General features: G+C 49.8%; 26 protein-coding genes, 1 tRNA gene and 1 pseudogene. 8 read left to right on the top strand and 20 right to left on the bottom strand.

The features are described from left to right. Positions 1-114 precede the first annotated feature (114 nt). The 4 genes from cutA (at position 115) to CVE23_RS03220 (ending at position 3,109) form a co-directional block, all read left to right on the top strand. Positions 115-495 (top strand): divalent cation tolerance protein CutA, encoded by a 381-nt coding sequence (cutA, locus tag CVE23_RS03235; protein ID WP_071605148.1) that lies wholly within the window; start codon positions 115-117, stop codon positions 493-495. Continuing rightward, the gene (locus CVE23_RS03230) at positions 471-2,201 is read left to right on the top strand and encodes a protein-disulfide reductase DsbD (protein ID WP_100848894.1); all 1,731 of its coding nucleotides are present in this window, start codon (positions 471-473) and stop codon (positions 2,199-2,201) included. The genes cutA and CVE23_RS03230 overlap by 25 nt, the downstream gene beginning before the upstream one ends. Positions 2,202-2,295: 94 nt before the next feature. Next, positions 2,296-2,871 (top strand): division control transcriptional repressor DicD, encoded by a 576-nt coding sequence (gene dicD / locus CVE23_RS03225; RefSeq protein ID WP_038917759.1) that lies wholly within the window; start codon positions 2,296-2,298, stop codon positions 2,869-2,871. Between the two features lie 162 nt (positions 2,872-3,033). Beyond that, positions 3,034-3,109: transfer RNA gene (locus CVE23_RS03220), tRNA-Phe, on the top strand. Between the two features lie 196 nt (positions 3,110-3,305). On the opposite strand, the gene CVE23_RS03215 is transcribed toward CVE23_RS03220, so the two are convergent. The 3 genes from CVE23_RS03215 to CVE23_RS03205 all read right to left on the bottom strand — a co-directional run bounded on the left by CVE23_RS03215 (position 3,306) and on the right by CVE23_RS03205 (position 7,602). Further along, the gene (locus CVE23_RS03215) at positions 3,306-4,334 is read right to left on the bottom strand and encodes a tyrosine-type recombinase/integrase (protein WP_373287785.1); all 1,029 of its coding nucleotides are present in this window, start codon (positions 4,332-4,334) and stop codon (positions 3,306-3,308) included. Between the two features lie 86 nt (positions 4,335-4,420). Then, on the bottom strand, positions 4,421-6,016 hold the full coding sequence (locus CVE23_RS03210; protein WP_100848892.1) for a conjugal transfer nickase/helicase domain-containing protein: 1,596 nt from the start codon (positions 6,014-6,016) through the stop codon (positions 4,421-4,423). A gap of 83 nt (positions 6,017-6,099) precedes the next feature. Then, positions 6,100-7,602 (bottom strand): UvrD-helicase domain-containing protein, encoded by a 1,503-nt coding sequence (locus tag CVE23_RS03205; RefSeq protein WP_100848891.1) that lies wholly within the window; start codon positions 7,600-7,602, stop codon positions 6,100-6,102. Between the two features lie 340 nt (positions 7,603-7,942). Between CVE23_RS03205 and CVE23_RS03200 the strand changes: the two genes are divergently transcribed. Beyond that, complete coding sequence (locus tag CVE23_RS03200) at positions 7,943-9,052, top strand: PIN domain-containing protein (protein WP_100848890.1); 1,110 nt, start codon at positions 7,943-7,945, stop codon at positions 9,050-9,052. 207 nt (positions 9,053-9,259) lie between these two features. Here CVE23_RS03200 and CVE23_RS03195 read toward each other — a convergent pair whose 3' ends face one another. The 5 genes from CVE23_RS03195 to CVE23_RS03175 form a co-directional block, all read right to left on the bottom strand. Beyond that, positions 9,260-9,529, bottom strand: a complete 270-nt coding sequence (locus CVE23_RS03195) for a hypothetical protein (protein WP_145958405.1) — start codon at positions 9,527-9,529, stop codon at positions 9,260-9,262. 176 nt (positions 9,530-9,705) lie between these two features. Beyond that, positions 9,706-9,900: a hypothetical protein gene (locus tag CVE23_RS03190; RefSeq protein ID WP_100848888.1), complete on the bottom strand. Its 195-nt coding sequence runs from the start codon at positions 9,898-9,900 to the stop codon at positions 9,706-9,708. 210 nt (positions 9,901-10,110) lie between these two features. Continuing rightward, positions 10,111-12,114, bottom strand: a complete 2,004-nt coding sequence (locus CVE23_RS03185) for an AAA family ATPase (RefSeq protein ID WP_100848887.1) — start codon at positions 12,112-12,114, stop codon at positions 10,111-10,113. Between the two features lie 9 nt (positions 12,115-12,123). Next, complete coding sequence (locus CVE23_RS03180) at positions 12,124-12,606, bottom strand: hypothetical protein (RefSeq protein ID WP_100848886.1); 483 nt, start codon at positions 12,604-12,606, stop codon at positions 12,124-12,126. Between the two features lie 87 nt (positions 12,607-12,693). Beyond that, complete coding sequence (locus CVE23_RS03175) at positions 12,694-13,632, bottom strand: hypothetical protein (protein WP_100848885.1); 939 nt, start codon at positions 13,630-13,632, stop codon at positions 12,694-12,696. 689 nt (positions 13,633-14,321) lie between these two features. On the opposite strand from CVE23_RS03175, the gene CVE23_RS03170 reads away from it, so the two are divergent. Beyond that, the gene (locus CVE23_RS03170) at positions 14,322-15,257 is read left to right on the top strand and encodes a hypothetical protein (protein ID WP_100848884.1); all 936 of its coding nucleotides are present in this window, start codon (positions 14,322-14,324) and stop codon (positions 15,255-15,257) included. A gap of 197 nt (positions 15,258-15,454) precedes the next feature. After that, complete coding sequence (locus tag CVE23_RS03165) at positions 15,455-16,279, top strand: HEPN domain-containing protein (RefSeq protein WP_100848883.1); 825 nt, start codon at positions 15,455-15,457, stop codon at positions 16,277-16,279. Between the two features lie 25 nt (positions 16,280-16,304). Here CVE23_RS03165 and CVE23_RS23005 read toward each other — a convergent pair. Next, positions 16,305-16,535 (bottom strand): annotated as a pseudogene (locus CVE23_RS23005) (DNA helicase); the annotation flags it as partial. Between the two features lie 131 nt (positions 16,536-16,666). On the opposite strand from CVE23_RS23005, the gene CVE23_RS03155 reads away from it, so the two are divergent. Next, positions 16,667-17,698, top strand: a complete 1,032-nt coding sequence (locus CVE23_RS03155; protein WP_100848882.1) for a DUF4238 domain-containing protein — start codon at positions 16,667-16,669, stop codon at positions 17,696-17,698. 90 nt (positions 17,699-17,788) lie between these two features. Here the strand turns inward: CVE23_RS03155 and CVE23_RS03150 are convergent, their stop codons facing one another. From CVE23_RS03150 to CVE23_RS03105, 11 genes are all read right to left on the bottom strand, one after another. Next, a complete protein-coding gene (locus tag CVE23_RS03150) occupies positions 17,789-19,264 on the bottom strand; it encodes an ATP-dependent nuclease (protein ID WP_100848881.1) in 1,476 nt (491 codons plus the stop codon). A 299-nt stretch (positions 19,265-19,563) separates the two neighbouring features. Beyond that, positions 19,564-20,247, bottom strand: a complete 684-nt coding sequence (locus CVE23_RS03145; RefSeq protein WP_100848880.1) for an N-6 DNA methylase — start codon at positions 20,245-20,247, stop codon at positions 19,564-19,566. A 101-nt stretch (positions 20,248-20,348) separates the two neighbouring features. After that, positions 20,349-20,666, bottom strand: coding sequence for a DUF5983 family protein (locus CVE23_RS23215; RefSeq protein ID WP_100848879.1), 318 nt, complete (start codon positions 20,664-20,666; stop codon positions 20,349-20,351). A gap of 8 nt (positions 20,667-20,674) precedes the next feature. Further along, positions 20,675-21,595, bottom strand: a complete 921-nt coding sequence (locus CVE23_RS03135) for a DUF1281 domain-containing protein (protein WP_100848878.1) — start codon at positions 21,593-21,595, stop codon at positions 20,675-20,677. 92 nt (positions 21,596-21,687) lie between these two features. Then, positions 21,688-21,975 (bottom strand): TA system toxin CbtA family protein, encoded by a 288-nt coding sequence (locus CVE23_RS03130; protein WP_100848877.1) that lies wholly within the window; start codon positions 21,973-21,975, stop codon positions 21,688-21,690. Positions 21,976-22,071: 96 nt separating this feature from the next. Continuing rightward, on the bottom strand, positions 22,072-22,551 hold the full coding sequence (radC, locus tag CVE23_RS03125) for a RadC family protein (RefSeq protein WP_167389537.1): 480 nt from the start codon (positions 22,549-22,551) through the stop codon (positions 22,072-22,074). Between the two features lie 15 nt (positions 22,552-22,566). Further along, entirely contained in the window at positions 22,567-23,187 is a 621-nt protein-coding gene (locus CVE23_RS03120; protein ID WP_100848876.1) for a hypothetical protein, read from the bottom strand. Between the two features lie 120 nt (positions 23,188-23,307). Then, the gene (locus CVE23_RS22635; RefSeq protein ID WP_145958404.1) at positions 23,308-23,631 is read right to left on the bottom strand and encodes a hypothetical protein; all 324 of its coding nucleotides are present in this window, start codon (positions 23,629-23,631) and stop codon (positions 23,308-23,310) included. A gap of 80 nt (positions 23,632-23,711) precedes the next feature. Next, complete coding sequence (locus CVE23_RS03115) at positions 23,712-23,945, bottom strand: hypothetical protein (protein ID WP_024109656.1); 234 nt, start codon at positions 23,943-23,945, stop codon at positions 23,712-23,714. A gap of 13 nt (positions 23,946-23,958) precedes the next feature. Then, positions 23,959-24,291 carry a hypothetical protein gene (locus CVE23_RS03110; RefSeq protein ID WP_100848875.1) on the bottom strand — a complete coding sequence of 111 codons (333 nt, stop codon included), beginning with the start codon at positions 24,289-24,291 and terminating at the stop codon, positions 23,959-23,961. Positions 24,292-24,371: 80 nt separating this feature from the next. Beyond that, positions 24,372-24,641: a hypothetical protein gene (locus CVE23_RS03105; RefSeq protein ID WP_145958403.1), complete on the bottom strand. Its 270-nt coding sequence runs from the start codon at positions 24,639-24,641 to the stop codon at positions 24,372-24,374. Positions 24,642-25,187 lie beyond the last annotated feature (546 nt).

The raw sequence follows: 25,187 nt of genomic DNA, 5'->3' as shown, positions 1-25,187 counted from the left end.
CGTTCCGCCGAATCGTAAAGTTTTTTCGGATCGGCGTTCCAGCGTCGATCCGGCCTTACGATTGCCGACCCCGCACGGTATAGTGTGTCAACCGTTACCGTTATCGAGGTCACGATGTCAAAACCCAACGACGATGCGTTATTCGGCAACAATGCGCAGTTCAACAGTAATGCGCAATTCAACAGCGCGGTGGTAGTACTCTGCACCGCACCCGATGAAGACTGCGCCCGACGGTTGGCCAACTCCGCGCTGGAAGCGCGTCTGGCCGCCTGCGTCACCATACTGCCGGGCGCTACTTCCCTGTATCACTGGGAAGGTAAACTGGAACAGCAGACGGAACTTCAACTGCTGCTTAAAAGCGACAGGGAACATCAGTCCGCACTGCTGACTCACCTGAAACAACAGCATCCTTACCAGACACCAGAATTACTGGTGCTGCCGGTCGAGGGTGGCGACAGCGATTATCTCTCATGGCTCAACGCATCTTTACGCTGACGGTTCTGTGCCTCAGCCTGTTTTTCAATACTCTGGCGTCGGCGCAAAGCCCCTTCGGGCGCAGCGCGACGTCGCAGTTCCTGCCGGTGGATCAAGCTTTTACCTTTGATTTTCACCAGCGTGGCAACCAACTGACGTTGAACTGGCAGATCCACCCCGGTTACTACCTGTACCGCCAGCAAATCAAGCTGGATAGCGCGCTGCTCGCGCCTCCGGGCCTGACGCTGCCGCCCGGCGAACCACATCGGGACGAGTTTTTCGGCGAGGTGGCCATCTACCGCCAGTCGCTGACGCTCAATGTCCCTTTACGCGACGTGCCGCCCGGCGCCTCGCTCAGCATCACCTATCAGGGCTGCGCCGACGCCGGCTTCTGCTACCCGCCGGAAACCCGTTCGGTGCCGCTCAGCGCCATCGCCAGCGCTATCACCAACGATACACCGGCAACGCCGACCGCCGTCACGCCGCAGCCGGACCGCGCTTATACCCCGCGGTTGCCGTTCTCGCCGCTGTGGGCGCTGCTCATCGGTATTGGCGTCGCCTTCACCCCTTGCGTGCTGCCGATGTACCCGCTGATTTCCGGGCTGATTCTCGGCCGCCAGCAACGGCTGTCCGCCGGTCGTACGCTGTTGCTGACGATGGTGTACGTACAGGGAATGGCGCTGACCTACACCCTGCTCGGCCTGGTGGTTGCGGCGGCCGGCTTGCGTTTTCAGGCGGCGTTGCAACACCCTTACGTCCTGATTGGGCTGTCGGTGATGTTTGTCGCGCTGGCGCTGTCGATGTTCGGCGTCTATAGCCTGCAATTGCCGTCATCCCTGCAAACACGCCTGACCCTGTGGAGCAATCGCCAGCAAAGCGGCTCCGCTGCCGGGGTTTTCGCCATGGGCGCACTGGCCGGACTGATTTGCTCGCCCTGCACCACCGCGCCGCTCAGCGCGCTGCTGTTGTACATCGCCCAGAGCGGCAACCTGCTGGCCGGCGGCGGCTCGCTGTACCTGTACGCGCTGGGCATGGGGCTGCCGCTGATGGCGATTACCCTGTTCGGCAATCGGCTGTTGCCCAAACGCGGCCCCTGGATGAATCACGTCAAGGAAGGTTTCGGGTTTGTGATTCTGGCGCTGCCGGTATTCCTGCTGGGAAGAGTGCTGGGCGATGTCTGGGAGTGGCGCTTGTGGGGGTTGCTCGGCGTGGCGTTTTTCGGCTGGGCATTTGCCCTCAGCCTGCGCAGTCACGCCGGCGGCATGCGAATGGTGCAGATTCTGCTGTTTCTGGGCGCGTTGCTGGCGGCCCGGCCGTTGCAGGACTGGGTGTTCGCGCCGGTACAGGCTGAACCGACCAGCGGCAGCCAGTTGCACTTCACGCCGACCAACACGCTGGATGACCTGACCACGGCGCTGAGTCGCAGCGACAACCGCATCACCATGCTCGACCTGTACGCCGACTGGTGCGTGGCCTGTAAAGAGTTCGAAAAATACACCTTCCGCGATACGGCGGTGCAGCAGTCGCTGTCCGCCATGCAACGATTGCAGGCGGATGTCACCGCCAACAACGAAACGCAGCGGGCGCTATTGCAGCACCTACAGGTGCTGGGACTGCCGACGATTCTGTTTTTCGACGCCAGCGGCCGGGAAATTCCGGGCTCGCGTGTAACCGGCTTCATGGACGCCGCCGCGTTTAGCGCGCACTTGCAGACGCTGGCGCGCTAACATCAAGCTATATCGCGGCAGGTGGTCATAAACTTGAAAGATGCCGGAGATAAACCACACTGGTTAGTGATGATTGATGAGCAGGAGGAGCATGATGCAACGGGAAGAAGTTCTGGAGCAGGCGCTGGCCTTGCTGGAACGGCGCGGATTCGCCGACACAACGCTGGATATGCTGGCCGACCAGTTGGGCGTCTCTCCGGCCGAACTGCAACCCTTCTGGCCCGACCGTGAAGCCCTGCTGTACGACAGCCTGCGTTATCACAGCCAGCAGGTGAATATCTGGCGCAAACAGGTGCAGTTGGATGAACAACTCGGCCCGGAGCAAAAGCTGCTGGTACGCTACCAACGGTTACAGGACGCCGTCAGCCAGCATCGTTTTCCGGGCTGCCTGTTCATCGCCGCCTGCAGCGCGTTCCCGGACCCGCTCCACCCCATTCACCAAATTGCGGAACAACAGAAACAAGCCTCGTACCACTACACCAAAGCGTTGCTGGAAGAACTGGAAACCGACGACACGGACATGGTGGCATTACAGCTGGAACTGATTCTGGAGGGCTGCCTGAGCAAGTTGTTGGTAAAACGCCAGTTGTCCGACGTGACCGTGGCGAAACGGCTGGCGGAAGACGTACTACGCGTGGCAATGTGCCGGAAACACGGCGCGCTGGCGTAACGCTTTCGCACCCGGCGAACCACGTCCGACAGGCCCATCGGCGATATGCTGTTGCTTATTTATGCAAAAACCGCATAAACGCCGAAAAAGCAGCCAAACCGTCAAAAAGTGGGTGAATTCACGTTGACGAAGCCGCCTGAATCCGGTTTAATGCGCCCCGTTGCCCGGATAGCTCAGTCGGTAGAGCAGGGGATTGAAAATCCCCGTGTCCTTGGTTCGATTCCGAGTCCGGGCACCACTTATTTGCATCAAAGCACGCTGGTTAAGAGTGAGATCCTTAACGGGCGGTTAACGCAGGGTTTGGTCATAGAATCGTTTTCGGCGCAGATAGCATTCAACAAGCTGCACTGTTTAACAAAGAACTGAATCCTCAAGATAGGGAATCTGTGTCCGCAGATTCCCTTTTCTCGATCGCTGTGTATAGTTACAGCCAACTACATTACTGTCAAGTCATGTAATTGGTTATCCACGCAAATATCTGTGTGTAACGCCAGCTCAGTCTCCAGTGTCCTCCCTACAATTTCCATATTCAATTCAATGTATTCCATCGTGGTACTGACACTACTGTGTCCCAGTAGATCTTTAACCAACTGCAAATTACGATCCGGCGTTTTCATCAGCTCGGTGGCCAACGTATGCCGGAAACGGTGTGCCGTCACCGCGAATCCACAGTCCCGGGCCAGTCGGCGGAAAAACGACCGTGTACTCTGTAATGCCTGGGCTTCATCATACTGATACTCGTCATGGTGGCGTCGCGACGGTGCAAAGCGATTGACATCAAATAACATGTCGAACGGACGGGCGCCGGCCAGTTTTGCCTGCGCCAGTAACCGTGCCAGCCTGACACGCAACTGACGAACGACAGGCACCCGCCACTCCCTGTGCGTCTTGCTTCCCTCCAGTCGCAGTTCGATGAATCCCTCATCGAGATTGATATCCTGCAATCGGAGGTGCAGTAGTTGATTCTGTCTCATCCCGGTATAGCGCAGAGTATCGAGGACAGTCAGCCAGTACCAGGCTGGATACAATGCACACCGACGTCCCCAGGGAGCATGAGACTCTTCGGACTCTACTCGTTGCATCAGCAGGTAGATTTTCGTCAACTGTTCTCGGGTGAGTGTCTTCTTTTTCTTCTTGTCTTTTTGAACAGCGACGTCATTAAATGGATTTTTATCCTGTTCAATTAAACCTTCCTCTATCCCAAAATTAAATATCGCCCGCAGGTGCGTCACTTTGTTATTCCAGGTATTGGCGGACAATTTGCGTTCCTTTAAGGTATGTCTTCGCCATTTCAACACATCACGGTGTGTTATTTTGTCTGGTAAAACTTCCGCACCGATATACTTCCTGAATCCCTTCACCACTTTCACATAACTGTCTTCGGTGACTTGTCGAAGATTGTGAGAGAAGAAATATTCATCCAGCAGTTCTTCCCAGGTCATTGACGTATCTGGCATAGACATTCCCTTCGATTTACAGAGTACAAAAACTGCACCTTTGCTGTGCGCAGACAAAAAATAAGCCTGCTAATCAATCAGATTGCCATACATCAGGGCAGGATCAACAACCGACTTTCATCAGGAATACGGTTTCCCCGATACAGTGTTGATGCTTTGACCAGATAGCCATGAATATGTCGAAACGTCCCGGTCCCCGAGGGCGTGCTATACACTTTTGCCTGAATGAAACGCTCCCCTTCAGATACCCGGTGTACGCCCAAACGCTCGAAAGATGACTGCAACGCGTTACGTTTTACCTTATTTCCTGTTTTCTTTTGAAACAGATAAAATATTTCCGGCACACATAAAAAAACGAATCCCGCGACTAAATGGGCGCGGGAACCGTCCTCGTTAATATCAATTTCTCCACTAATCAATCCGGCCGACAGCCATTCCAGAAACTCTGTTCCCTTATTATTTTCCCCCGTCACGTTTTCGCTGTTTTTTTCCGCATCATACTGATGATGTTCTGTTCCAGCGGATGCTACGTTTATGTCGTCAGGCTTTTCAGCATGGGGAACGGCCGACAGATTGTCGTGAGGTTTTTCCTGTTCGATGACCGGTATTGGCGTTTCCGTCATACCAGACAGCAGCCCCAACAGCGCCTGGGTATCATCCTGTTCAGGGGCTACCATTGCCGGCTCTGGCTGCGCCACCATGTCCGGGACAATGTTGTGAGATATAGCAGAACCGAGTACAGACACCAGTTCGCCCACATCAAGAGGAGTTTGCTGGGGTGTCGGTACAGCAGAGAGAGCCACACTAGCCACCGCAGGTAATGGCGAGTCTGACAAGGCTGATGTCAGACTTGCCGTTGCCAGAGGTTCAGCCTGTACCGTCTGTGTCACTACTGCTGCCACCTGGCTGACTACCTCTACCGGGGACGTCATCCTGGTCAGAGATGGTGCTGCAGCTTTTTCTGCAGCACTCAGCAACAACTCATCAATCAGTGGCACGGTTGCCGGCTGCCCCTGCATTCGCTGCGCCAGGCAATCGAACGCATCCGGGATACCAGACAACCAGGCTATCCCGGCAGCCGGCAGCAGTTGACTGGCCAGTATGTTAACCCGGCCCTGGGTCCGATACGGCGGGATAATATTGGCTGAGTAGCGAAAGCGAAACGGCTTCCCGGGCACAGTAAATCCCGGTAGCCAGCGATCGCCCCCTTCCAGTTCGCCCTCCAGTTCACAGAGCAGCGGCAGGTGATAAAACAACGCACACCAGAACACCACCGCATTCCAGAGCAATCCCTGTTCGGCTTGCTCTTCGGGCGGAATACCCGGTGGCAGAGTCCGGCCTTTGGCAAGCCTGACTGCGTAGGTGGTAAATTTAAGTGTCAGGTCGCCAAATGCGCCGGCGTAAGCCCATTCACCTTCACGAGTGGCCGGCACATTCTGCACACGACTCAGTAGTGAAAACAGCGGAGCCAGGTACAACTGCCGGTACAGCGCGTCAGGCAACGCGTTATTCTCATTGAGCTGCTGAAGAAAGTGCTGTCGCGGCGGTGGCGATACCAGTGCATCAAGTGACTGAGGCGGGTAATAGCCTGATGGTGACGGACCCGGTGATTGGGGACGAGTTTTCACGCCCATCGCACCGGAGCGTACATCCTGACTGGCGAAAAGCGTTCTGAGTCGATTAAACATTCACGTCCTCCTGCCTGTAAGCGGCACAGTCTTGAGCGACCCTCTACCGCAGGCAAGAAGAAACTCTTTTCGTGTTTTGAAAATTACGGCATGGAATCGTCAGTGTATTCAGCCGACAGCTGGGACACCGTCTCCACGACCTGAATCTGACTGCTTGCTGTTTCATGTCCTGCTTCAGCCTGTTCAGCCAGCAGTTGCAGCAACTCATTTCTGATCAACAGCTTTCGGGCTCGTGTTGTGGCCACATACAGCAGATTAGTCTCGTCCGTTCGCTCAGCCTCTGACAGCAACGGATCGGTAATATCGGCAAAATCGTCATTCAATATCACCGTATCCCATTCCAGGCCCTTACTACGATGCGCAGTTGATACCACGACATCGGCCTCGTTCTCCTTCGTCGTTGCCTGACGCCGTAACACCTGTAGCTTTTGTGGCAACGGAAAATACTTATCCAGTAGACCAATCGCCTGGTTCATTTCCACATCATTCGTCGCTTTGGCGACAGATTTATATTCGTCAAAATCCCGGTATTCACGACTAAGACGTGGAGTACGCATACGTTCGGGCATATCCACGGAGAACCAATACAGGTCCTCCAGCTCTTCCGTCTTATACCCTTCAATACCGCCCACCCAATACACGCGTTTCTCACGCAAACTGGCCTGAAGCGCAGAACCAATCACGCCGGCAACCGTACGACTGAGTACCGTAAAAGGCGAAACACCAGCTGGCACCCGATCAGCCACAATATCCTCGCCGCCATTCCCAACAACAGGATGTGTTTCGCCCTGGCGTTGCAGCAGTAGATTCGCCATATCAGCTACGGCAGGACCAAAGCGAAAACTTTGGGTTAACCAGAGCCGATCAGCACTTTCCAGCGCCGGCGCGTTCAGGGCATTATCCGCTCCCCGGAAACGGTAAATCTGCTGATGCCGGTCACCAACCAAAACCACATTGCAGTTCTGCCCTAATACCAATGCACTGGTCACAGGGTTAGCATCCTGCGCCTCGTCAAACAGGATGGTGTCCCATCGTTTTGAAAGGTCAGGTGATGACAACTGGAACAACTTCAGGTACGTGTCATGCGTTACGGGAAATGTCGAATCCATCCGGCTCATTTCATTCCACAAAAACTGTACGGCTCCCAGTATCTTTTCAGCATCCAGTCCATCGCGTTCGTCTTCATCTGGAAGGTGCTCATAACCCGGCGCTACCGATGCACTGCACAGAAAGTGATTCAAGGCCGATAACACTGTCCTGGCCAGCGCCCAGTGGCGGGTATTGAGCTTACGGGCAATATCGGTAATGCGTAGATTACCGGTCAGCCTGTTTTTGAAATGCTTGCCGAACTGCATCCAGGCGAGCTGATGTGACGTTTTGCACTCAACATTGAAGGGGAATTTTCGCTCAGCTTCATCGCGGACAGCGCGATTGTAAGCGAGATATAGCATCTTCGTATCAGGATTAGCCTGGGCGTATCGCACCAGTGTTGATGTTTTCCCCGTGCCGGCAAAAGCATTAACCACCAGATGCCGCCCTTTCCAGTGGATGACGGCCTCCTGCTCATCGGTGTTCATATAGGACATAAGGCACCTCGTAAGTGAAAAAAATCACGGTGCCAACTTCAAGGGATGGTTGCGACAATAAACTCAATATGCAGGGTTCGAATTTTTGAGCAAGTTAGTCAAAAACCCAGATATTTTTTGACCGCATCAATCGCCAAGAGCGCAGCTTTATCAAATGCGGCATCAAGAACACGTTTTGCTTCCTGTCACAACAGATCCGAATTCCGGCAAAAGCGGAAAGGACTCTACTGCCGTTCACTATTTAACAACTGCAGAAACGGCATATACCTGCCTTCATCATTCTTCATCTGTCTTTTTCTGGCTGGTATAGTGACTTAAAAACCGCTGGACAGAGCTCCGAATGGAACTACAGACAAGACTCGTGTTTATTGACACCTCTGCATACGAAACAAAAAAACTCCAGTTCGGTCATTTCGTTCTGGCCAGGCTTCAGCAGCTCGTCGAAGAAGAAAAAATACACCTGCTCATCACCGATGTGGTTCGCGCAGAAATAGAAGCACATCTGAAAAAATACGCCGAGGCGGCGGTTAAGGAACATAAAAATTTCCGTAAAAAAGGGAGCTTTTTATGCGTGGCCGACGAGGTTACGGGAGGTGGCCTCTTCCCGGAACTCACCTCAGAAGCGGTACTCAGAGTGGCTATGGAAAAATTCCGGGCGTTAGTTGATAACGGGTTAACCGAATCCGTGTCTGTCGCAGAAGTGAATCCGAAACTCATTTTTGATGCTTATTTTTCCGGCACCGCACCGTTTCACCGTGAGGCGAAAAAGTCGGAGTTTCCGGATGCGTTTTCCCTGGCCGCAGTGGATGCTGTGGCGAGGGCTCGTCACCATAAAGTATATGTCGTCAGTGCTGATGAGGATATGGCAGCAGTCGCGGCGGCTAATGACAATTATATTCACCTTCCAGCCATCGATACGCTGCTAGACCTGGTTAACAGGAATGATGACGAGCTGGCGGAACTGTCCACGTTTGCGGATGGTATTCTGGAGCAGCTGAAGGATGACGTGATAAGGATGGCACGAGAACATCTGAATAGAGCAGAGTTCATGCCCGTATCTTCCGGAGAGTACGAACCGGATATCTATGAAACAGAGATAACCGCAGTCAGCATTGATGACGTTCAGCTGATTGACGTCAGCAAAGATGACGCTACTTACGACATCACGTTTAAGGTTGATGTTACGGCCACCTACGATTACGAAGATTTCTCCGGCGCTGTCTGGGATAAAGAAGATCGTGCGTACTATGGCGTTGAGGTCTCCAGTGATTCCTATCGCCATCAGGAACGGTACACGGCGGCGCTTGAGATTGGATTTATGGACGGGATAAAGGCAAACGCGGAGATTCATTTTCTGAACTTTGATGACAGTATCTTCCTCCTGGAGCTGGACAGCGCTGAACATATTGAGTATGACGCGTATAAGCCTCAAGTACCCGATCCCTTCTGAACCACACCACCAGGTGCTGCAGTCCGCTGCGTAGCACCCGGCCAAAGAAGAAACAACCAGTCTTCGGACACGACCGGCATGCGTCCATGAGATATCCTCTCTGTCCGGCGGTACATTTACGTCTGGCCGCCATTCGCCGTACGCTGATTAACTGAGCGGTAAAAAAAGGCCCCGAGAGGCCTTTTGCATTGAGGTCAGAGAAGAGCCTCAGCCGTGGAGAAAATCACTACTGAGCAGGTGGGCCTCATCCGGAGTGAGGACGTCGGATGTCATGTCCGCAAACCGCACCGGATCATCGATGGTACCGAAGCTACCAAACTCTTCACGGATCTGTCGCAGCAGGTTATCCGGGAGTTTGCGGGCTGCCTGATAGGCACGATCAAAGATGTTGCCTGTCCCGACCGGACTGTCCACCAAAGCCCGGCCGGTATGGGGCAGGTATTTACCCAGCATTTCCTCTGCATAACGAACGGCCATACCCGCCTCAAGAGATGAGCTTTTTAGCGTACCCTTTGAGGCGCTCCGAGGGTTCAGCAGGTAAACAGCCCCGAGGGCCGCCTGGTAGAAAAACTGATCCCAGCGGTCGTAACGCCAGCCAATGCACAATCCGTAGTCATAGTCCCTGGCCAGTTCGCTATCATCCTTGAACGTTACTACACCTTTCGCAGGGTGATTTCTGCTGCACTCAGCAGCGGATAAAGCTCGCCGCCCAGCGCCTGGTTCCAGATATAAATGCCTACAAGTTCCCTGTCGGTTAACTTTCCGAAAACCCGTTCATAGCTGAACATTCTTTTTTGCGTGAATATTCTGTCCATCAGGTCAGGCTGATAAGCTACGCTGTCCGGCATAGTTTCTCCTTTTCTTTATCCGGCTGACTTCTCAGCCTGCAGTACGATACTTGAGATTACCATGCGCAGCTTGTAGGCTTTGCATCAGGTTGGTGTTAGGAACCAATGGCCCTCGGGTGTATGACCTCTCACAAAGACCGCAGATTTTGACCCCGGCTGAAGCCGGGGTTTTTGCGTTTAGGGCTTTAATCTTCACCTCTGTGACAGGCACTAACTGCGCAAAGACATCCGTTTGTTGATTAACTCAAACAGCTTTTCAAAGCGATCCAGCTCTTCATCAGAGAGGAGCATATTACCGGCATCTTTCATTTTACTGATAAAAGCTCTCGCGGGTTTTGCCTTAATGAACTTTGATTTTCCCTGAGTCAGAGCATGCTCAATCTGTTTGACAATGCGGGGGATTTTTTCATTCAGCGTCATATCAGCCGGATCAAGGTCGTAGCTTTCACCGAGCAGCTGCAGAAAAGTGGTTCGGTCGAAAAGGTCCTCAATGTCACACTCATCCCGCGGCTCTTCCAGCGCATCCGAAACAAATAATACATTTTTCCTGTTCAGCATGCCCTGTTGCAGTAATTCTGCAGACGTTGCCCGGCTCTGTTTCTCATCATCCAGCAGGACCACCACATTCAGGTTCTGCGAGGAAAGCAGGGATACCATATAGGAAACACGCTGAGCTCCTCCCGCGGGGGTGATGGTAATTTTGCTGCTCAGACCTTTTCTTCCAGCTGAGTTAAGAAGGTCAGAAATTGTGCTGAGATACCAGAAGTCAGTGATACCTTCGACAATCAGGTTATGGGAGCCAATGAAAAGCGACTGAGCGATGTCATACCCCAGTGCGGCCTGCAGAGGGAATAACGTTGTTGAATCGCCGCTGGGATCGTTCGTTACCGTTGTGCCCTTATCTTCCGCAATGGAAACCGTTTTGACGTCAGAAATGCTTTTGATCGGCACAAGAAACGGGGAATGAGTGGTAAAAATTATCTGGTTATCAAAGTCATTCGTCAGGTGGTTGAGTAAATCAGTCTGTGATTTGGCATGCAGATACAGTCCCGGCTCATCTAGCAGGATTATTGCGTTTTGCGCTTTGCCGCCTTTCGTATCGGCAAAAAAGGTGATGTAAAATGAGAAAAACCACTTAAAACCCCTGCTTCTCTCATCAAGATTAACCTCAACGTCATAGGAATTGTTGGAGTCCGAGACATAAGTATCGAAATAGTCGCTGTCCACATTAAACCGGACTTTCAGGGGCTTGTCCTGCCACAGCCTTCTGATTTCAGTGGTCACTACGGCTCCGGCACGGTTAACCAGCTGATTACGGACCTCAGACTCATTTCTTTTGGCCATCAGCTCAGCTGCGTCAATGCCCGCGACCTTGCAGAGCTTCTCAAAATTGATATCAGCCTTGGTCGGGTTGTTCTGCTGTTTCCGCTGGGCGTACTGTGCCATGTGGTGATGCCCGTCGATCTCAGGATATTCATCAACCAGTACAAAAACGGGGAGCCTAGACATCACCCATTTTCTGGCAGCAGCCTGCTTTGCGCCGTCACCGCTGATTTCATCGAGCTTATCTTCAATTTCAATCAGAGCATCCTCTGAAGCGATTTTAAGTTCAATATCATGCTTCGTCAGATATTTTCTCAGCTCCTGCGGCTTCCCTGTTGCTTGTTTTGACCAGGTAACAGGTCTGTCAGCAGTTGGTATCAGAGCAGTACAGATATCTTTTATTAATTTCAGTTCGGCCTGATTTTGCTCCGTGTTGTTTTCGGGCTTGTCGAAGAAAACCTCAACTTGCGCGATAATGGATCTGACATCTTTTTTAATCTGCTGACTGTCAAACGAAAACCCTTTTAATCCTGTAAAATTGATGTAGCGGGCTTCACCGTTGTAGCATCTGCTGATCCCGACGGAAGTAATCCCTTCGGCACGGGGATATATTGCAACGAGTTCGGCCAGTTCATTCGAAGTTAATGACCAGGAGGAATCAACCACGGGTGTGTCGGGAGTGCATTCGCTCAATTTTCTGTTACGGGGAAAATCCTTGATGGTATTTAACTCGGTAAACCCCTCCGCGGGGTTGAGGCTATGTAAGGCAAGCAGAAGGTTTGTCTTCCCGCTTTCATTTCTGCCCAGAATGGCCGTAAGTTTATCGGTGGTGATCACTTCACTGTCAAAGACAGATCTGAAATTCTGTATGCGAAAACTTTCAAGTTTCATTTATCGTCCTTATTTAAGCAGTGCAGTTACAATTGCGGTTACAGATGACAGGAAGGCAAGCCCCATGGCTGACCATATTTTTATGTTATTGCTTTTTATCTCGAAGCTGAGCCTTTTATTCTGTTCTTCCACCGCTATCATTTTAGTGACCAGGTCCAGCATGATTCCCATTTCTGCGGCGCTGATAGGCGGCGACTCACGGGCGTCTGTTTCTTCATTTTTTTTTCTCCGGGCATAACGCAGATGGATCATAAAAAGCGGTTCGCCCTGAGCGCTGAGGTTGCTTGACCGCCGGAAAAAGGCAGGATAACTGATCAATACCCTTTCAATCTCACCCATATCCATGCCGATGCTGTCTGCAATATTTCTGGGGGTTCTGCTGTTCCAGCGCTCATGCGCGCCGAGGTGCTGTATTAGCGCAGTCAGATAATGAAAATCGCGTACAAAGGAAACTTCAGGTTTTTTGCCAGAGGATTGCAGCGTGGAAAACATACGCGTCCTTATTAATTAAAAAAAAAGAATCGCACTTAAATAATAAATGTAATAAAGGCCACGATGTGGCCTTTTAGAAATAGACTCTCAGTCTTTCAGGTTATCGCGGACATATTCATCGACAGTATCTGCGATCGCGCCTGCGACGGCCGTCATTGAGGTGGGATTAAAGTCTTCAAACTTGCCGTCTGAGTAGACGTCAAACTGGCATTCGCCGGCCACAAACTGGAATCCGGGTTCTGATCCCTTTTCATTAAGGAGAGCCTGACAGGTGTACAGTCCCTCTTTCTCAGCGTGAAAGAGGCGGTGCGGGAGTGTGGGAAAGCGAAGGCAGGCGGTCGGAGGCTGCGTGGCCTTTTCACTGAGCCGGATGTCAACCCGCCATGCACCGTACTGGTAGTGCGCAGGTTTGGTGACGACAACCTGACAGAATTCACCGTCACGTTCGAAATCCCTGGCATCAGCCGAAATTTCATCCAGATGGTGCAACCGACGCAGTTCATTGACGTTAGCGTAGTACCGGTAGTAAGCGTCACCGGAAACGGAATAGAATATTTTCTCCCAGGCCTGACGCACAATATCCGGAGAAGACAGGGCTATTTCCGCAAACAGGGCAAACCAGAGAGCAGTTCCTTTGGGGATCCACTTGTACCCCTTTATTACCTGGTCAGCCCTAACGGTAAGGTAGCGGGTGTTATCGACCACTATGCGCTGCAACTCTTCATCACTGCGGATATTGAGCAGTTCACGCATCGCCATATTCCAGCGGGTGCCGAAATGATTGTCAACCTGATGGTCACTGACGACGGCACCGACATGTCCCGCCACCACTTCATCCAGCGCGCTGACAAGCTTGCTGAGCATGCCAAACGTTTTGATGCGGTCGGTCAGGTGCTCTTCTGCAATTTCCCGCAGAATAACCGATTTGGGTTTGTTCCACAGAATGGAAAGATCAGTCAGCGTGCGATCGAAGGAGCGGGAAAAACCGCGTACGGTATAATCCACGGTGTCTTTTTCATTAGACATATGATAAACCCTTTAGGTCAGATGTTGTGTGTTTGGCCGGTCCGTAAAATCTTGGCGGAGCTTGCGGACTGGCCTCTTACCCCTGCAATGCGTCATAAAGTGACGTGTTTGATGATGCAGTGTCGATTTAGACGCTAACACCCTACTTGGAATCTAGCAAGCTATTTTTTTGACCTACTTACATTGCATCATTAGCTGCCCTCATAAATAACTAAAGTTCTTTCTAGTCCATAATGGTTGGTTTTTATGACCAACCGCCTGCTATTTGTTCACTCTTCTTATTCCGGATCCGAAAACCCCCAGAACCGGATCGGCGTCCCCCGCACCGGCCCCCCGCGACGCAGAAACACCAGATGTGCCCCGCCGTCAGCAGGGTTTGGCCTGTATGTGGTGTTTTCCCCCGTCCCCGTCGCCGCGGCCCACCCGCGCCACAGCGCCTGTCCGCCGCTGCCACCACCGTGCTACACTTCCGAAAATTTGCCATACCGAAAAAAACGGATCCGCCCGCACCGGGCGTCCGGTAATTTAATGGTGTGACTGTTTCACAGCTTACCATGTGTCGCTTCCTTTCATTGTATACAAAATGAATCATTAAGAGTACATTAAATCATTAATAGGCAAGTAAGTCCTCATGTCTACTGTTATCGCTTTTTACCGTCACTGAATACGTTTTGTATAAGGAAAGAATCATGGCGAAGATCCAGGCCAGAAATGTTGACGAGACGCTGTTTGCGTGCATTGAGCAGTCAGCAATGAAAAATGAACGTTCCCTCGAAGGGGAGATCCGAATTGCCCTCCGGGAGTATTATCAGCCCGTCATTCACGCCGAGCCGGTGATATCTGACAGGGAACGCTGGCAGCGCGAAACGGGCAAGCGGCTGAAGTGGCTGTTAAACCGTCTCATGGCGGATAATTACTTCCGGGAATTTGCCGGAGCCAGACCGCTGGACACATTTGACCTGGTCCGCTTCGGCAGGCAACTGGATTCCTCGCCGGGTGTGCTGATGGATATCATGGAAGGACGTCAGGAGCTGTCCTTTACGCTGGCGGATACGATCGCCCGTAATTTTGATGCCTCGGCGGACTGGCTTCTGGGCGAAAGCGGGCAACCTTTTCCGTTTGTCCGCCTGGGCTCTGCGGGGTACAGTGAGTTTTTCTTTCCTGCCGGCAGTACAAGTGACTACACGTTTGAATTTCTCAGAATAGCCGGCGGCAGGCATGACGGCACCCTGATCATCCTGCGTCAGGATATACAGACGAAGCGGGTCACATCCGGCGTTGTCACGGAGAGTTTTTACCTAGGCAGCGGCATGGGAAGCGGCGGATATGGCAACCTCAAAAAGTTCCTCCTCTTTCTCAAAACAGCAGGTGCACGTCTGTCAATCAACACTTATGACTGGACGCCGGAGCACCCGGATTTTGATTTCTGGACGGTTATCGGCCAGCATCACCACGTCTATTTCCAGGACTCGCCACGCCGCTCATCGGCCCGCTGGCTGCAGCAGGTACTTAACGGCGAAGATCCGGGCGGCTGGTTTACCGGGTGGCAGGGCACGCTTGAGGAGGTGGCCCGTGCCCCCTACGGTACCGCCCCGGAGGATCACGACGACGAGGAACAGGCATGACCGTCCGCTACGTCCCGCACGTGACCCGGGATCGCGTTGACAGGGCGGCGTTTTTTTTCAATAACGGCGGCCATACCGGGCGCGTGGCCGCTGACTGACTGTTCTTTCTGGTGTGGTTATGACGCCATTCATGATGACGTCAGGGGGATATCACCCGTTTCGGGTAACGCGATTTTACTGTTAACAGGACTCCAGTGATGAGCACGACAAAAGACGACATGATGACCCTGGAAGAAGCGCGGTTAGCGGCGTGGATGGCAGAGCAGTACCCGGACCTGGAGCCGGATTCGGCAGAATGGGAGCAGGCGGCTCAACTCCACTTCTGGGAGCAGGATGCACGGGCTGCGCAGGCACAGTGGGATCACGAACATGACCTGTTTGTCGTCTCCCTGGATGATGTTCAGCAACGTTACCGGCACGCCATGCAGGAGCTGAGGAAACTGTATGCCTTGCTGGATGATCCGCAGCCGGAGATCGTGTACCGGATGGCCGTCGTGCATGCCGTGACCGTCATGGAGGCCTACCTGATGTACTGTGCCAGGGCGCTGCTGGAACATGACTGGCCGCTCCGCCGTTTTTTTGATGAGTATTTTGTGCCTTTTGCCAACGTAGACAAGAAAGAGAAGCAGGCGGCCCGCGAGATGAGTCTTTCTCTGTTCCGTTCCGTTGCACGGAAGTACGTTGCTTCTTCCATGACGTTTCATAACGTTAAAACCATTAAGCGCTATTTCGGTGCTGTACTCCACATTCCACCCGTCTGGCCGATTGAGCCACTGGGTATCATCGCAGACTGGCGGAACGACCTGGTCCACCGTAATGGGGTGGACAAACAGGACGTGCCACTCGATATATCGCCGCATCAGTTGCAGAATGCTCTGCAGAAGGTTTGTGCGCTGATCGAGGCGGCGGACATCGCCATGCAGCAGGAGATTGATCTTTTTGGCAACGGGCGAACAGAGGAAAACCGGGAGATTATGGCGTCAGCACTGAACATAACCTTATCTGGGGATGCATCCTCATGACCGGGGCCTATTTGTCCTGCAACTTCCAGGCGAGCTGATGTGACGTTTTGCACTCGACATTGAAGGGAAATTTTCGCTCAGCTTCATCGTGGGCAGCGCGATTATAAGCGAGGTAAAGCATCTTCGTATCAGTATTAGCCTAGGTGTATAGCACCAGTGTTGATGCTTTTCCCGTGCCAACAAAGGTATTAACCACCAGATGCCGCCCTTTCCAGTTAATGACAGCGGATTGCTCGGGGGTGTCTGAGTATGTCATGCCAGTATTCCATAAGGAGAAAAAATGATACGAACACTGTGCAGGGAACACCTACACAGACGCTATAGAAAACTGATTATGTCTTTAGTAAAACTTATGGATTAGCGCATAAAAAATAAGAAAGGATAAGAATGAAGATCACCAGAAAACAACACCATGTATATAGAAAATACCTATCCTCCTGGACTGACAATAAAGAAACCAAGGGGAAAATATGGTGTTACTTTAAAAAAAACAGAGCCATACATAACCCATCATTGATGGGGATAGCACACGAAAGAGATTTTTATGAACTAAAAGAGTTAACCGATCTTGAAAAAATAGCCTTGGCTTTTCTTTCAAAACCAAATAATAAATCCAAACAAGAACTTCCCCTGTTTGACACCTTAAAAAACGTAATAAAAATAGAAAACATCAACAAAAACCTGAAAAATAGCAAATTAGAAGACAAGGGGAATCAGAATCTTTCAGATTTCAGGAAACAGTTTGGCGAGGAAATTCAAGGATTTTATGAATCATGGGGGATTCATTACCTTGCCACTTTAGAGAAAAAGGACTTAGAATTTTTTCTCTGTGAAAAACAACGAATAGAATTCGCTTTCTTTCTGTTCATGCAATATGCCAGAACAACGAGCCAAAGAAAAAGGTTTATTCAACTTTATGAATTCATCAAAATGTCTAAACCTGTCATTGGAAAAAACATGGAAAAACTGGCCGAGCCACTCATTAGAGAACAGGTTTCTATATCCATAAGAACAGCAAGAGCTCAGCTCTATGAGATTGATAATAACTTAAAGATAGAAAAAATAGTACCCTACCTTATCGAAAATCAAGTTCTTGAAATGGTAACGTTATTTTCCATACTAAACCCGATGAAACTAGATTTGTTAATATCACCACCTAATAATCACTTTATCACAGCTGATCAACCGGTGATTAACCTAATGGCAGACCCGGATTATCAAAACATTCAGGGAAATAGTTTTTATTACCCAATAACTCCGGAACTAGCAATAAAAATGGCACAACATGATAACTGGCAAACTCAAATATTGCATATTTCAAAAGAAGAAGTTCACTCATTGAACGAGAAGATAGCTCAACTTAGCGACGCGCAAATCTATGCTTGCTGTAAAGAAGACCTAGAATGGTTATTGAACTGACATAAAAGCCTCCAGAGAGGCGTTTATGTCAGATATCAAATCATAACCAATCATATTAAAAAACTAGTAAGAATTTAAGATACACCCTCATTATGGGAGACGAGCAAGTAAATCTACCATTTCCTGGATAGATTGTTTGAGCTCTGCTTGAGTGTATCGTTGAGACTGCATAGTGACATTCTCTGGATGATGTATATGATTACGAATAAACGTTTGTAAAGTGGCTGGCCGTGGATTGCGTGGAATACCCTGATCTTCCTGAGTCCACTGCTTACTGCAAGCAATTCCATTATTATTAAACCACTGCTCAAAATTCTGAAGTGAGTGCTGACCACTTTGCTCCTGTAAATACCCATAAAGCTCGTTATGCAAATCTACCGTAGGTAGCTCATATGCCTTATAACTAATTTCCCCCCATGAAGGACTCCAAGGGAACATAGGTGATGCGCTGGCCTTAGAAATAAAATTCATATTATTATTTTTTTTGAAGATGAATAGCCCAGCATTTTTCAAATTTGGAGATGAAAGCATAAAAGGTGAATGTGTTGTTATAAACACTTGCTTCCTTTTTGATATTGCCATCAGTGCATTCAATAATTTTATTTGTCCAGACGGATGCAGGCAAATTTCCGGTTCATCTATGAATAAATAAAATGGCTTTGATACAGGAGCATTAGCGACATTAGATGTAATATCGGCATAAACCTGCAGAAGAGCAAGAGCTACAGCCCTTTGCATACCATGACCTTTTTCAGTCATAGGCACAGAAACACCATCATCGATAATAACACCAGCAGTTTTGAAAAAATTTTCAATCTGAAGTTCCTCAAAGGAAAAAGAGATATTAGCCACTCCAAATTGTGATGAAAAAACCTGCTGAACCAGACTCTCTATTTGTGATATTTTTGCTCTTAACTGAGATCCTTGATTGTTAAACAGCTCATGATAGCTTGTGACAAAATTTTTATACTCCGTTGTTTCAACATGACCTAGAGCTATATCTTTCAGCAATGAGCCACAGATTGTGGAAGCACCAAACTTAGACTCATCACTTGGATTGGTATCAGCCCAAATAAAATTATTATCATAAAACTTCTTGAAGGGGGCATCAATACCACTTGGATTTGAGTACTCCTGATCAGATTCATTCCAAAAGAGTATTTTCTTTACATCACCTTCATTAGTTTTTTTCCATATTCTTTTTACACGAAAGAACTCGGAGCTATTATTAATAAATATTTGATTCAAAAAAGAAGATATTTTATTTTCCTGAATGTGAGCTCTGACAACATTGCTTATATCGCCAGTATATGTAACTTCAACAGACAGACTATCGGGTTTTATATCAGGGTTAGATTTATTTACCAGTTCACTAACCTCCTTCTTTGTCCCATCCTTTATAAAGTCGAGGGCTTCAAATATTGTAGACTTACCAGAGTTATTCTCGCCAACAAAAATATTCAATCCACTACCTTCAGTGGTACCATCAGGAATATTGAAATCTATTGAATTATTACCACCATGATAGCCCTTGAAATTATCTATCCTCATCGATTTAATGAACATAATTATCCTTTACTTAAGCCATTCCCCAACCAATATTAAACTCTATCCACAGAGCTCCCCGATATATCCTTCACTGCACCTTTATCGACTGAAAAGACTATTCGTATAACGTAAGAATTTCAGTTTTTTCATGAAAGATACTCATATCAATGTTCCTTCCAATACAGACAACCGAATAGATAAGAATCATTTAATAATTTAGAATCAACCTTAGCTATACTGAATAAGGTTGTCAAAAAAAATCCTCAACAATCACCTAAAAGGCAAAACGCCTCCGAAGAGGCGTTCAACGTCAAACATCAAGCCGCACTATCCTGGTAAGAATCGAGCCTCCTGCTCCATCCCCCATAATAATGCGCCGGCGTAAAAAGAACGCGTCGGCAATCCCGTGTCAGCGCGTTCCCGGTGATCACCTGGGCGGGTATCCCGGCAAGAGACAACTGGACAAACGTCATGTCTGCCGCCAGTGAGTCAATATCCGTTGCCGAGACCCAAAGATGATGTGACGGGTCAAAACCCTGTTCCCGAAGCTCTTCTGCCGATGCCAGTATCATGCAACCCGCCCCACAGGCAGGTTCACTCAAGGTCACAAAAGGCTTTGTCTTAAGCAACGCATCAACCCCCATCAACTGTATTTTTGCCATCATCCGACTGACATCCCAAGGTGTGAAGAACTGCCCCATGCAGCTATCGCCGAATTCCAGTTGCATAAAGACACCGCCAAGAAAATCACGGGGGGCGTCATGCATACCCAGGATTATTCGGCTAAGCAGATGTGAAAAACGGATGACATCGTCCTTTTCATACCGCCCGATAGTTTCCATATACGCCTGTTCCAGGCTGTCATTCATACAGACCCGGTTGTGCAATGCTGCCGCCGCACAACTGACAAAATCGCGGAATACCTGATAACGCGAGTGGTAACGCGCTGTCGCATTGAACTCGGCAATAAATGCTTTTTGGTGATCAATAAAGGAAGGCATACGTATTCCCCATTAAAAAAAGGGAACACGCCCGCCGGGGAGTGCTCCCCTTTGGGTTAAAAAAAATGGCCACCGGTATTCCGGTGGCCACAGGTTAAAAACTACCAGTCGTGAACGGCAAAACCCTCAACCAACGATCCGGCACAGTCAAAATGCACCATATCGATAGCGTCACGTCTTACCAGTGAGACTATCAAACGCCGAACGTCTTTTGACAGCCCCACCTCTTTCAACTTCAGGACCGGTTTTGACCAGGCATAAAGCCGTATCAAATATCCCTGACCCGTGAAGTGTATCCACTCACTGCTGCCGTACTCCTGATAATTACAGGACAAATCCAGCAGCCGATCATTATCAGCCTCGGTCAAATGCCCGGTACTGACTACACGACAGTGAAGCAGTGACACTTTGCCAGACATAAGCGACCTCACTGCCCCACAGCCATACCGGCCGGGGTTGGCCCGGTCGGCGTATCGTCATTGACCAGGTACAACACCGGGCGGACATCGGACTCAGGTAACAAAGTACCGCTGCCCACATGCTCTCCCTGGTCATAACTGTCATAACGATGAACTGTGGTTCCTGGCTCGATGTACGTGTGCTGTATCAGGCAGTCAAAGGTCCGGGATAACACGGCTATCAGATCCCCTGATGGTGAAAACCGGGGTGAATCAAACAACACGGTTAAACTGCTTATTCCCTCCCGGGAATAACGTACCTTTTGTCCCACCGGCCATTCCATCCCAAAAAGCCGTGAATAAAGATTTAAGGTACCTGATATGCCTGTCAGCAGTTCACCGTTACCGTTCAACTCGGTGGCCAGGCGTGTTGGTAACACCAACAGCATGTCACAGGGTTGCGCGTAATCCGGAAACGCCATCAGCCTCTCCCAGCATGTGGCCACATCGATATCATCAATACCGACAAGACCAAACCACTGTTCGTACTGCCGTACCAGGATGTCCGAAATTATCCCGCGTGATACCAGTGGGACATTTTCCCACTTCACCGCGCCGATACCGGACTGATGATAAATGCGCTCGATCGAACGGATAGTGTCATCGTTCAGCACCGCATCCTTTTGCAATAACCCCAGCCATTGCTCGAATGCCTGATTCTGCGTGGATGAACTGCCAATCCCATGTGATATCAGCCCCGGATACGGCGGATATACCGTCGATTTCACCGGTTTGAGTATGCCGGCACATCCGGCCAAAAACAGCTGAATACTCTGCTGTATGGCATGGCGATAATGCGGAGTGCAATTACCGACGACCCATTGCTGAAACACATCCAGGCAAACGGATTTACCGGTGATATCCAGACGATTTTCGCACCATTCAAACATTGTCGAACTCCTCTCTCTTGAATAAAAAAGAGGGAGCTTCCCCACAGGGGGAAAGCTCCCCCGGTGGGTGATTAATGTTACAAACCGGTCATTCAACCTTCGCTGTTTACCGGATTTTGTTTCTCGATATCCAGGCTTGCCATCAGTTGATCCGCTGCCGTCAGATACGGCGAACGTGGCTGATAGGTATTCTTGTTCAATCGAGTCAATTCGTATCGGTCAACCAGCTCGTTGACCGCTTCAAACGGCTGGACGCCTTTTCCAATCTGATCGTTAACCACGCAGGCCTCTCCCAGATTGGTATCGTTCAACGTTAATCCAAAATGGTGGGCTAACAGGGCTGATGCCAACTGAGTCCAGTATTTTGCGTCATAAAACATAACGCCTCTCCTGTCAGGTAAAATGCCCCTGACCGCGCCCTGCCCCCAGCAGAAAAATGCGCCGCCCGGGACAGTACGTTTAAAGAAGAAACATCGTTATAACCAGCCACGCTCGGCAAATGACACCATTTCGCCATGACCAACAACAATATGGTCAAGTACCTTGACATCAATCAGAGCCAGTGCAGTAACCAATTTTTTCGTTATTGCATGGTCTGCCGAGCTCGGTGCAGCATTGCCTGACGGATGATTGTGAGACAATACGACAGCGGCAGCATTGAATGACAACGCCATCCGTACGACTTCACGCGGATACACTGCGGTCGCATTGATTGTCCCGAGAAACAAGGTTTCACTGGCAATCAGTCGGTGCTGGTTATCCAGAAACATAACGATGAATACCTCTCGCTCAAGGTGTTCAAGGTTAAGTCGAAGATACGTTCGCACACCTTCCGGCGAGTCCATAAAATACCCTTTCTTTCGGATACGCCGGTCAAGCAGTTTCAGCGCCATATCAATAATGCGCTGCTCCCGTTCGGGAAAACTCGAGCAGGATTGTGATATCAGTTCATTCATGAACAGCATCCTGCGTTACCTGGAACCAAATCGGTGACGATATTTCCCTTCTGGGGTAATATCGCTAATCTGCATACGCAGTGCGCGAATGGCATCCGCATGTCGTATCAGGTCAGTAGCTTTTGCACGTTTACTACTGAGCCGCACCACTTCATCAAGAGCGCGTAACGCCGTTATTCGCCATGTTGCTAATTCAGCATCCCCCTTGCACGCACAAAAATGCTGATGAGCAAGGTTGAACACACGTTCAGTCTCCTGCCGCAATGTTGCAACAGGAACCCAGACTTTCTCAAAACGACGGGTTTCAATATGCTGTGACGTGCCATTCAGCGTAATGATCAGGTCACAGAGATCATCCAGTACCTGACCATAAATGGCATGGTGAAAAAAGAAACTCCGGGCAAAATCATCCGTATTGGGTTCACCGGCATTCTGCTCTGCCTCTGCACTGGCCTGACGGACTATCTGTCCATCGTGGTGATACGCGTCATCAACACGCAGACAAACCGTTGGTCCCACTTTCACCAGGCGTAACGGTGTGTCGGGAATAACAATATTGCGTGTACCATTCAGAGCTTTCTGCAGCTCAAAAACGGGACGGAGTGTGAGTGAAGTAAAACGAAACATCGTTGACATGGTTATCTCCTTAACACAATTCCAGAGATAACCATCCCGGAGGATAGTTATCCTCCGGGAGGTTTAAAAGCCGAGAGCTTTACCCTATTAGGAAAAGTTTCTCTGCTCGTTTTGGCTTGACTAACTGGTCGATTTCAGTGACCAGGTAACTACCAGATCTGTTGATGCCTGAAATTCCTTGCTTGCAGGAATTTTGATTTTTCGGATAGGACCCAAGGTCGGATGCATACGATGGCGAAAACAATGAAAATAACGTTCTCTCAATCCAAACCATGATGTCTCCCTTTGGGTTTCCATATACTCCCACGCTTCGCCGAAATTTTCGGCTACAGTCGGCTGAGATAAATTGCGGTTTGCTTTATGATTAGCCAGTGCACTCCACAGGTAATCCCACTCCCTCGTGCCACGAGGAACAAGTGTCAGCTCTAAATCATCATATTTCATTGGTAAATCCCTCATTGGTGTAAAAGGGATTTATCCCCATCGGGGAAAATCCCCGTCTGGGTTGATTCTGGTGATTCTGGTTAAACTTCAGAGCTTCCGATCCAGTTAGCGTCACTGCCCAGATACGCATCCCAGGCATCATGACTTAACGCATCGTAATCAAATGATTCGAGTGCATCATGGGTCCATCCGCCTGATGGCGGAGGAAATATCCCCACGATATTCCCATCCAGATCTTTCACGATAAGCGACAGCGACTCACATCCTGCCAGCAAATCGGGCTCATGGTCATACCATGGACGTGCAACAATCATGCATAGCTCCGTTTCACTGGAAGCGATAACGCATTGTGGCCAGTTGGTTTGCCAACAGGCATGATGCAGCGATCGCCTGATTTCGACAGAGCAGCACATCCTCTCGTGGTATATGAAAGTCATACTCATAGGCAGCACCTTGCCACCCAGTCCGACTTTCAACCCAATAACGCCAGCCGTGATCAGCCTGGACAACTCTCGCGCGGAAACTCATATGACCGGAACGATTGATTATCCAGTTACCGATGAATCCCGCCTTTTGTTGCTGACGGAACCGCAGAGACAACAGGGAAAAGCGATCGGTTATGCTGGTAACGTTAAAGAAACGCGGTAAAACAAGCAGCATGATGTTCTCCTCATGAAAATGGGGAACATCTCGCCCGGACGGGAAGAGATCTTCCCCGTTCGGGTGGCAGGTATGTGAAATCAGAAAGAATCGTCTGGATAGACCGTTTCGGTCGATGCCGTTACCGGCACATCCGTCACCATGTCATCAATCTGAGATTTATGTTTGAAACCGCCAATCCGGGACAAATACAGAAAGCCGCCAGCAATAATCACACTCAACCAAATGAGTGACCATTGAATGGGGGTAAGTGCTTTGTAGACATGCCGCTTCGTTTTCACTTTTTTCATCAGTGAAAGCAGTAACTGACCTGTCCAGTATCCATCACGGTATGCAGTAGAATGACTCATTGTGGTTACTCCCAAATAGATGGAAAACCACTACCCCATTGGGAAGCAGCTTCCCTAAGGGTTCGAGTTAGTTGAACTGACCTTCATCACCACGCTCGTAACGGCGTTCAAACTACATGGTGATATCTGCTCTCAAAGGTGGGCAGATTTACCGCGCTTCTTCATCACGCCCCTTTCCTTTCAGGCTCTGGAAAGGTGATTCAGTCACCCGAAGGCGATCCTCACAGACTGATGGACCATTGGTGGTCGTCAATGACGACAAGTAAGCCTGCTAACAATACGTAAAAACGACGATTAATTCAACACGCAGTGAAGGAAAAAACATTATTAAATTATTCGTATCTGATACGAATTAAATATTGTCAGGAAAACTTGATAATCGTATTAATTCGTACCTGATACGATTAAGGAGTAAGCCTATCCGCCTGTCAAAAAACCAACGTAACATTCTATTACTCTTATATGGAATAGAGTATAAGGGAATAAGCTCTCCCGTGCCTGTAACTGCACTGTTTAATATGACACAAAAGAACAAATCCCAGACTC

The sequence above is a fragment of the Dickeya fangzhongdai genome, assembly GCF_002812485.1.
Taxonomy (GTDB): Bacteria; Pseudomonadota; Gammaproteobacteria; order Enterobacterales; family Enterobacteriaceae; genus Dickeya; species Dickeya fangzhongdai.
This window is presented reverse-complemented; position numbering and strand designations above follow the sequence as displayed.

What these genes read in the sequence shown, in the direction of transcription:
- cutA (WP_071605148.1), top strand. Translation starts at nt 115, where the DNA reads ATGTCAAAACCCAACGACGATGCGTTATTCGGCAACAATGCGCAGTTC.
- CVE23_RS03230 (WP_100848894.1), top strand. Translation starts at nt 471, where the DNA reads ATGGCTCAACGCATCTTTACGCTGACGGTTCTGTGCCTCAGCCTGTTT.
- dicD (WP_038917759.1), top strand. Translation starts at nt 2,296, where the DNA reads ATGCAACGGGAAGAAGTTCTGGAGCAGGCGCTGGCCTTGCTGGAACGG.
- CVE23_RS03215 (WP_373287785.1), bottom strand. Translation starts at nt 4,334, where the DNA reads ATGTCTATGCCAGATACGTCAATGACCTGGGAAGAACTGCTGGATGAA.
- CVE23_RS03210 (WP_100848892.1), bottom strand. Translation starts at nt 6,016, where the DNA reads ATGTTTAATCGACTCAGAACGCTTTTCGCCAGTCAGGATGTACGCTCC.
- CVE23_RS03205 (WP_100848891.1), bottom strand. Translation starts at nt 7,602, where the DNA reads ATGTCCTATATGAACACCGATGAGCAGGAGGCCGTCATCCACTGGAAA.
- CVE23_RS03200 (WP_100848890.1), top strand. Translation starts at nt 7,943, where the DNA reads ATGGAACTACAGACAAGACTCGTGTTTATTGACACCTCTGCATACGAA.
- CVE23_RS03195 (WP_145958405.1), bottom strand. Translation starts at nt 9,529, where the DNA reads ATGGCCGTTCGTTATGCAGAGGAAATGCTGGGTAAATACCTGCCCCAT.
- CVE23_RS03190 (WP_100848888.1), bottom strand. Translation starts at nt 9,900, where the DNA reads ATGCCGGACAGCGTAGCTTATCAGCCTGACCTGATGGACAGAATATTC.
- CVE23_RS03185 (WP_100848887.1), bottom strand. Translation starts at nt 12,114, where the DNA reads ATGAAACTTGAAAGTTTTCGCATACAGAATTTCAGATCTGTCTTTGAC.
- CVE23_RS03180 (WP_100848886.1), bottom strand. Translation starts at nt 12,606, where the DNA reads ATGTTTTCCACGCTGCAATCCTCTGGCAAAAAACCTGAAGTTTCCTTT.
- CVE23_RS03175 (WP_100848885.1), bottom strand. Translation starts at nt 13,632, where the DNA reads ATGTCTAATGAAAAAGACACCGTGGATTATACCGTACGCGGTTTTTCC.
- CVE23_RS03170 (WP_100848884.1), top strand. Translation starts at nt 14,322, where the DNA reads ATGGCGAAGATCCAGGCCAGAAATGTTGACGAGACGCTGTTTGCGTGC.
- CVE23_RS03165 (WP_100848883.1), top strand. Translation starts at nt 15,455, where the DNA reads ATGAGCACGACAAAAGACGACATGATGACCCTGGAAGAAGCGCGGTTA.
- CVE23_RS03155 (WP_100848882.1), top strand. Translation starts at nt 16,667, where the DNA reads ATGAAGATCACCAGAAAACAACACCATGTATATAGAAAATACCTATCC.
- CVE23_RS03150 (WP_100848881.1), bottom strand. Translation starts at nt 19,264, where the DNA reads ATGTTCATTAAATCGATGAGGATAGATAATTTCAAGGGCTATCATGGT.
- CVE23_RS03145 (WP_100848880.1), bottom strand. Translation starts at nt 20,247, where the DNA reads ATGCCTTCCTTTATTGATCACCAAAAAGCATTTATTGCCGAGTTCAAT.
- CVE23_RS23215 (WP_100848879.1), bottom strand. Translation starts at nt 20,666, where the DNA reads ATGTCTGGCAAAGTGTCACTGCTTCACTGTCGTGTAGTCAGTACCGGG.
- CVE23_RS03135 (WP_100848878.1), bottom strand. Translation starts at nt 21,595, where the DNA reads ATGTTTGAATGGTGCGAAAATCGTCTGGATATCACCGGTAAATCCGTT.
- CVE23_RS03130 (WP_100848877.1), bottom strand. Translation starts at nt 21,975, where the DNA reads ATGTTTTATGACGCAAAATACTGGACTCAGTTGGCATCAGCCCTGTTA.
- radC (WP_167389537.1), bottom strand. Translation starts at nt 22,551, where the DNA reads ATGAATGAACTGATATCACAATCCTGCTCGAGTTTTCCCGAACGGGAG.
- CVE23_RS03120 (WP_100848876.1), bottom strand. Translation starts at nt 23,187, where the DNA reads ATGTCAACGATGTTTCGTTTTACTTCACTCACACTCCGTCCCGTTTTT.
- CVE23_RS22635 (WP_145958404.1), bottom strand. Translation starts at nt 23,631, where the DNA reads ATGAAATATGATGATTTAGAGCTGACACTTGTTCCTCGTGGCACGAGG.
- CVE23_RS03115 (WP_024109656.1), bottom strand. Translation starts at nt 23,945, where the DNA reads ATGATTGTTGCACGTCCATGGTATGACCATGAGCCCGATTTGCTGGCA.
- CVE23_RS03110 (WP_100848875.1), bottom strand. Translation starts at nt 24,291, where the DNA reads ATGCTGCTTGTTTTACCGCGTTTCTTTAACGTTACCAGCATAACCGAT.
- CVE23_RS03105 (WP_145958403.1), bottom strand. Translation starts at nt 24,641, where the DNA reads ATGAGTCATTCTACTGCATACCGTGATGGATACTGGACAGGTCAGTTA.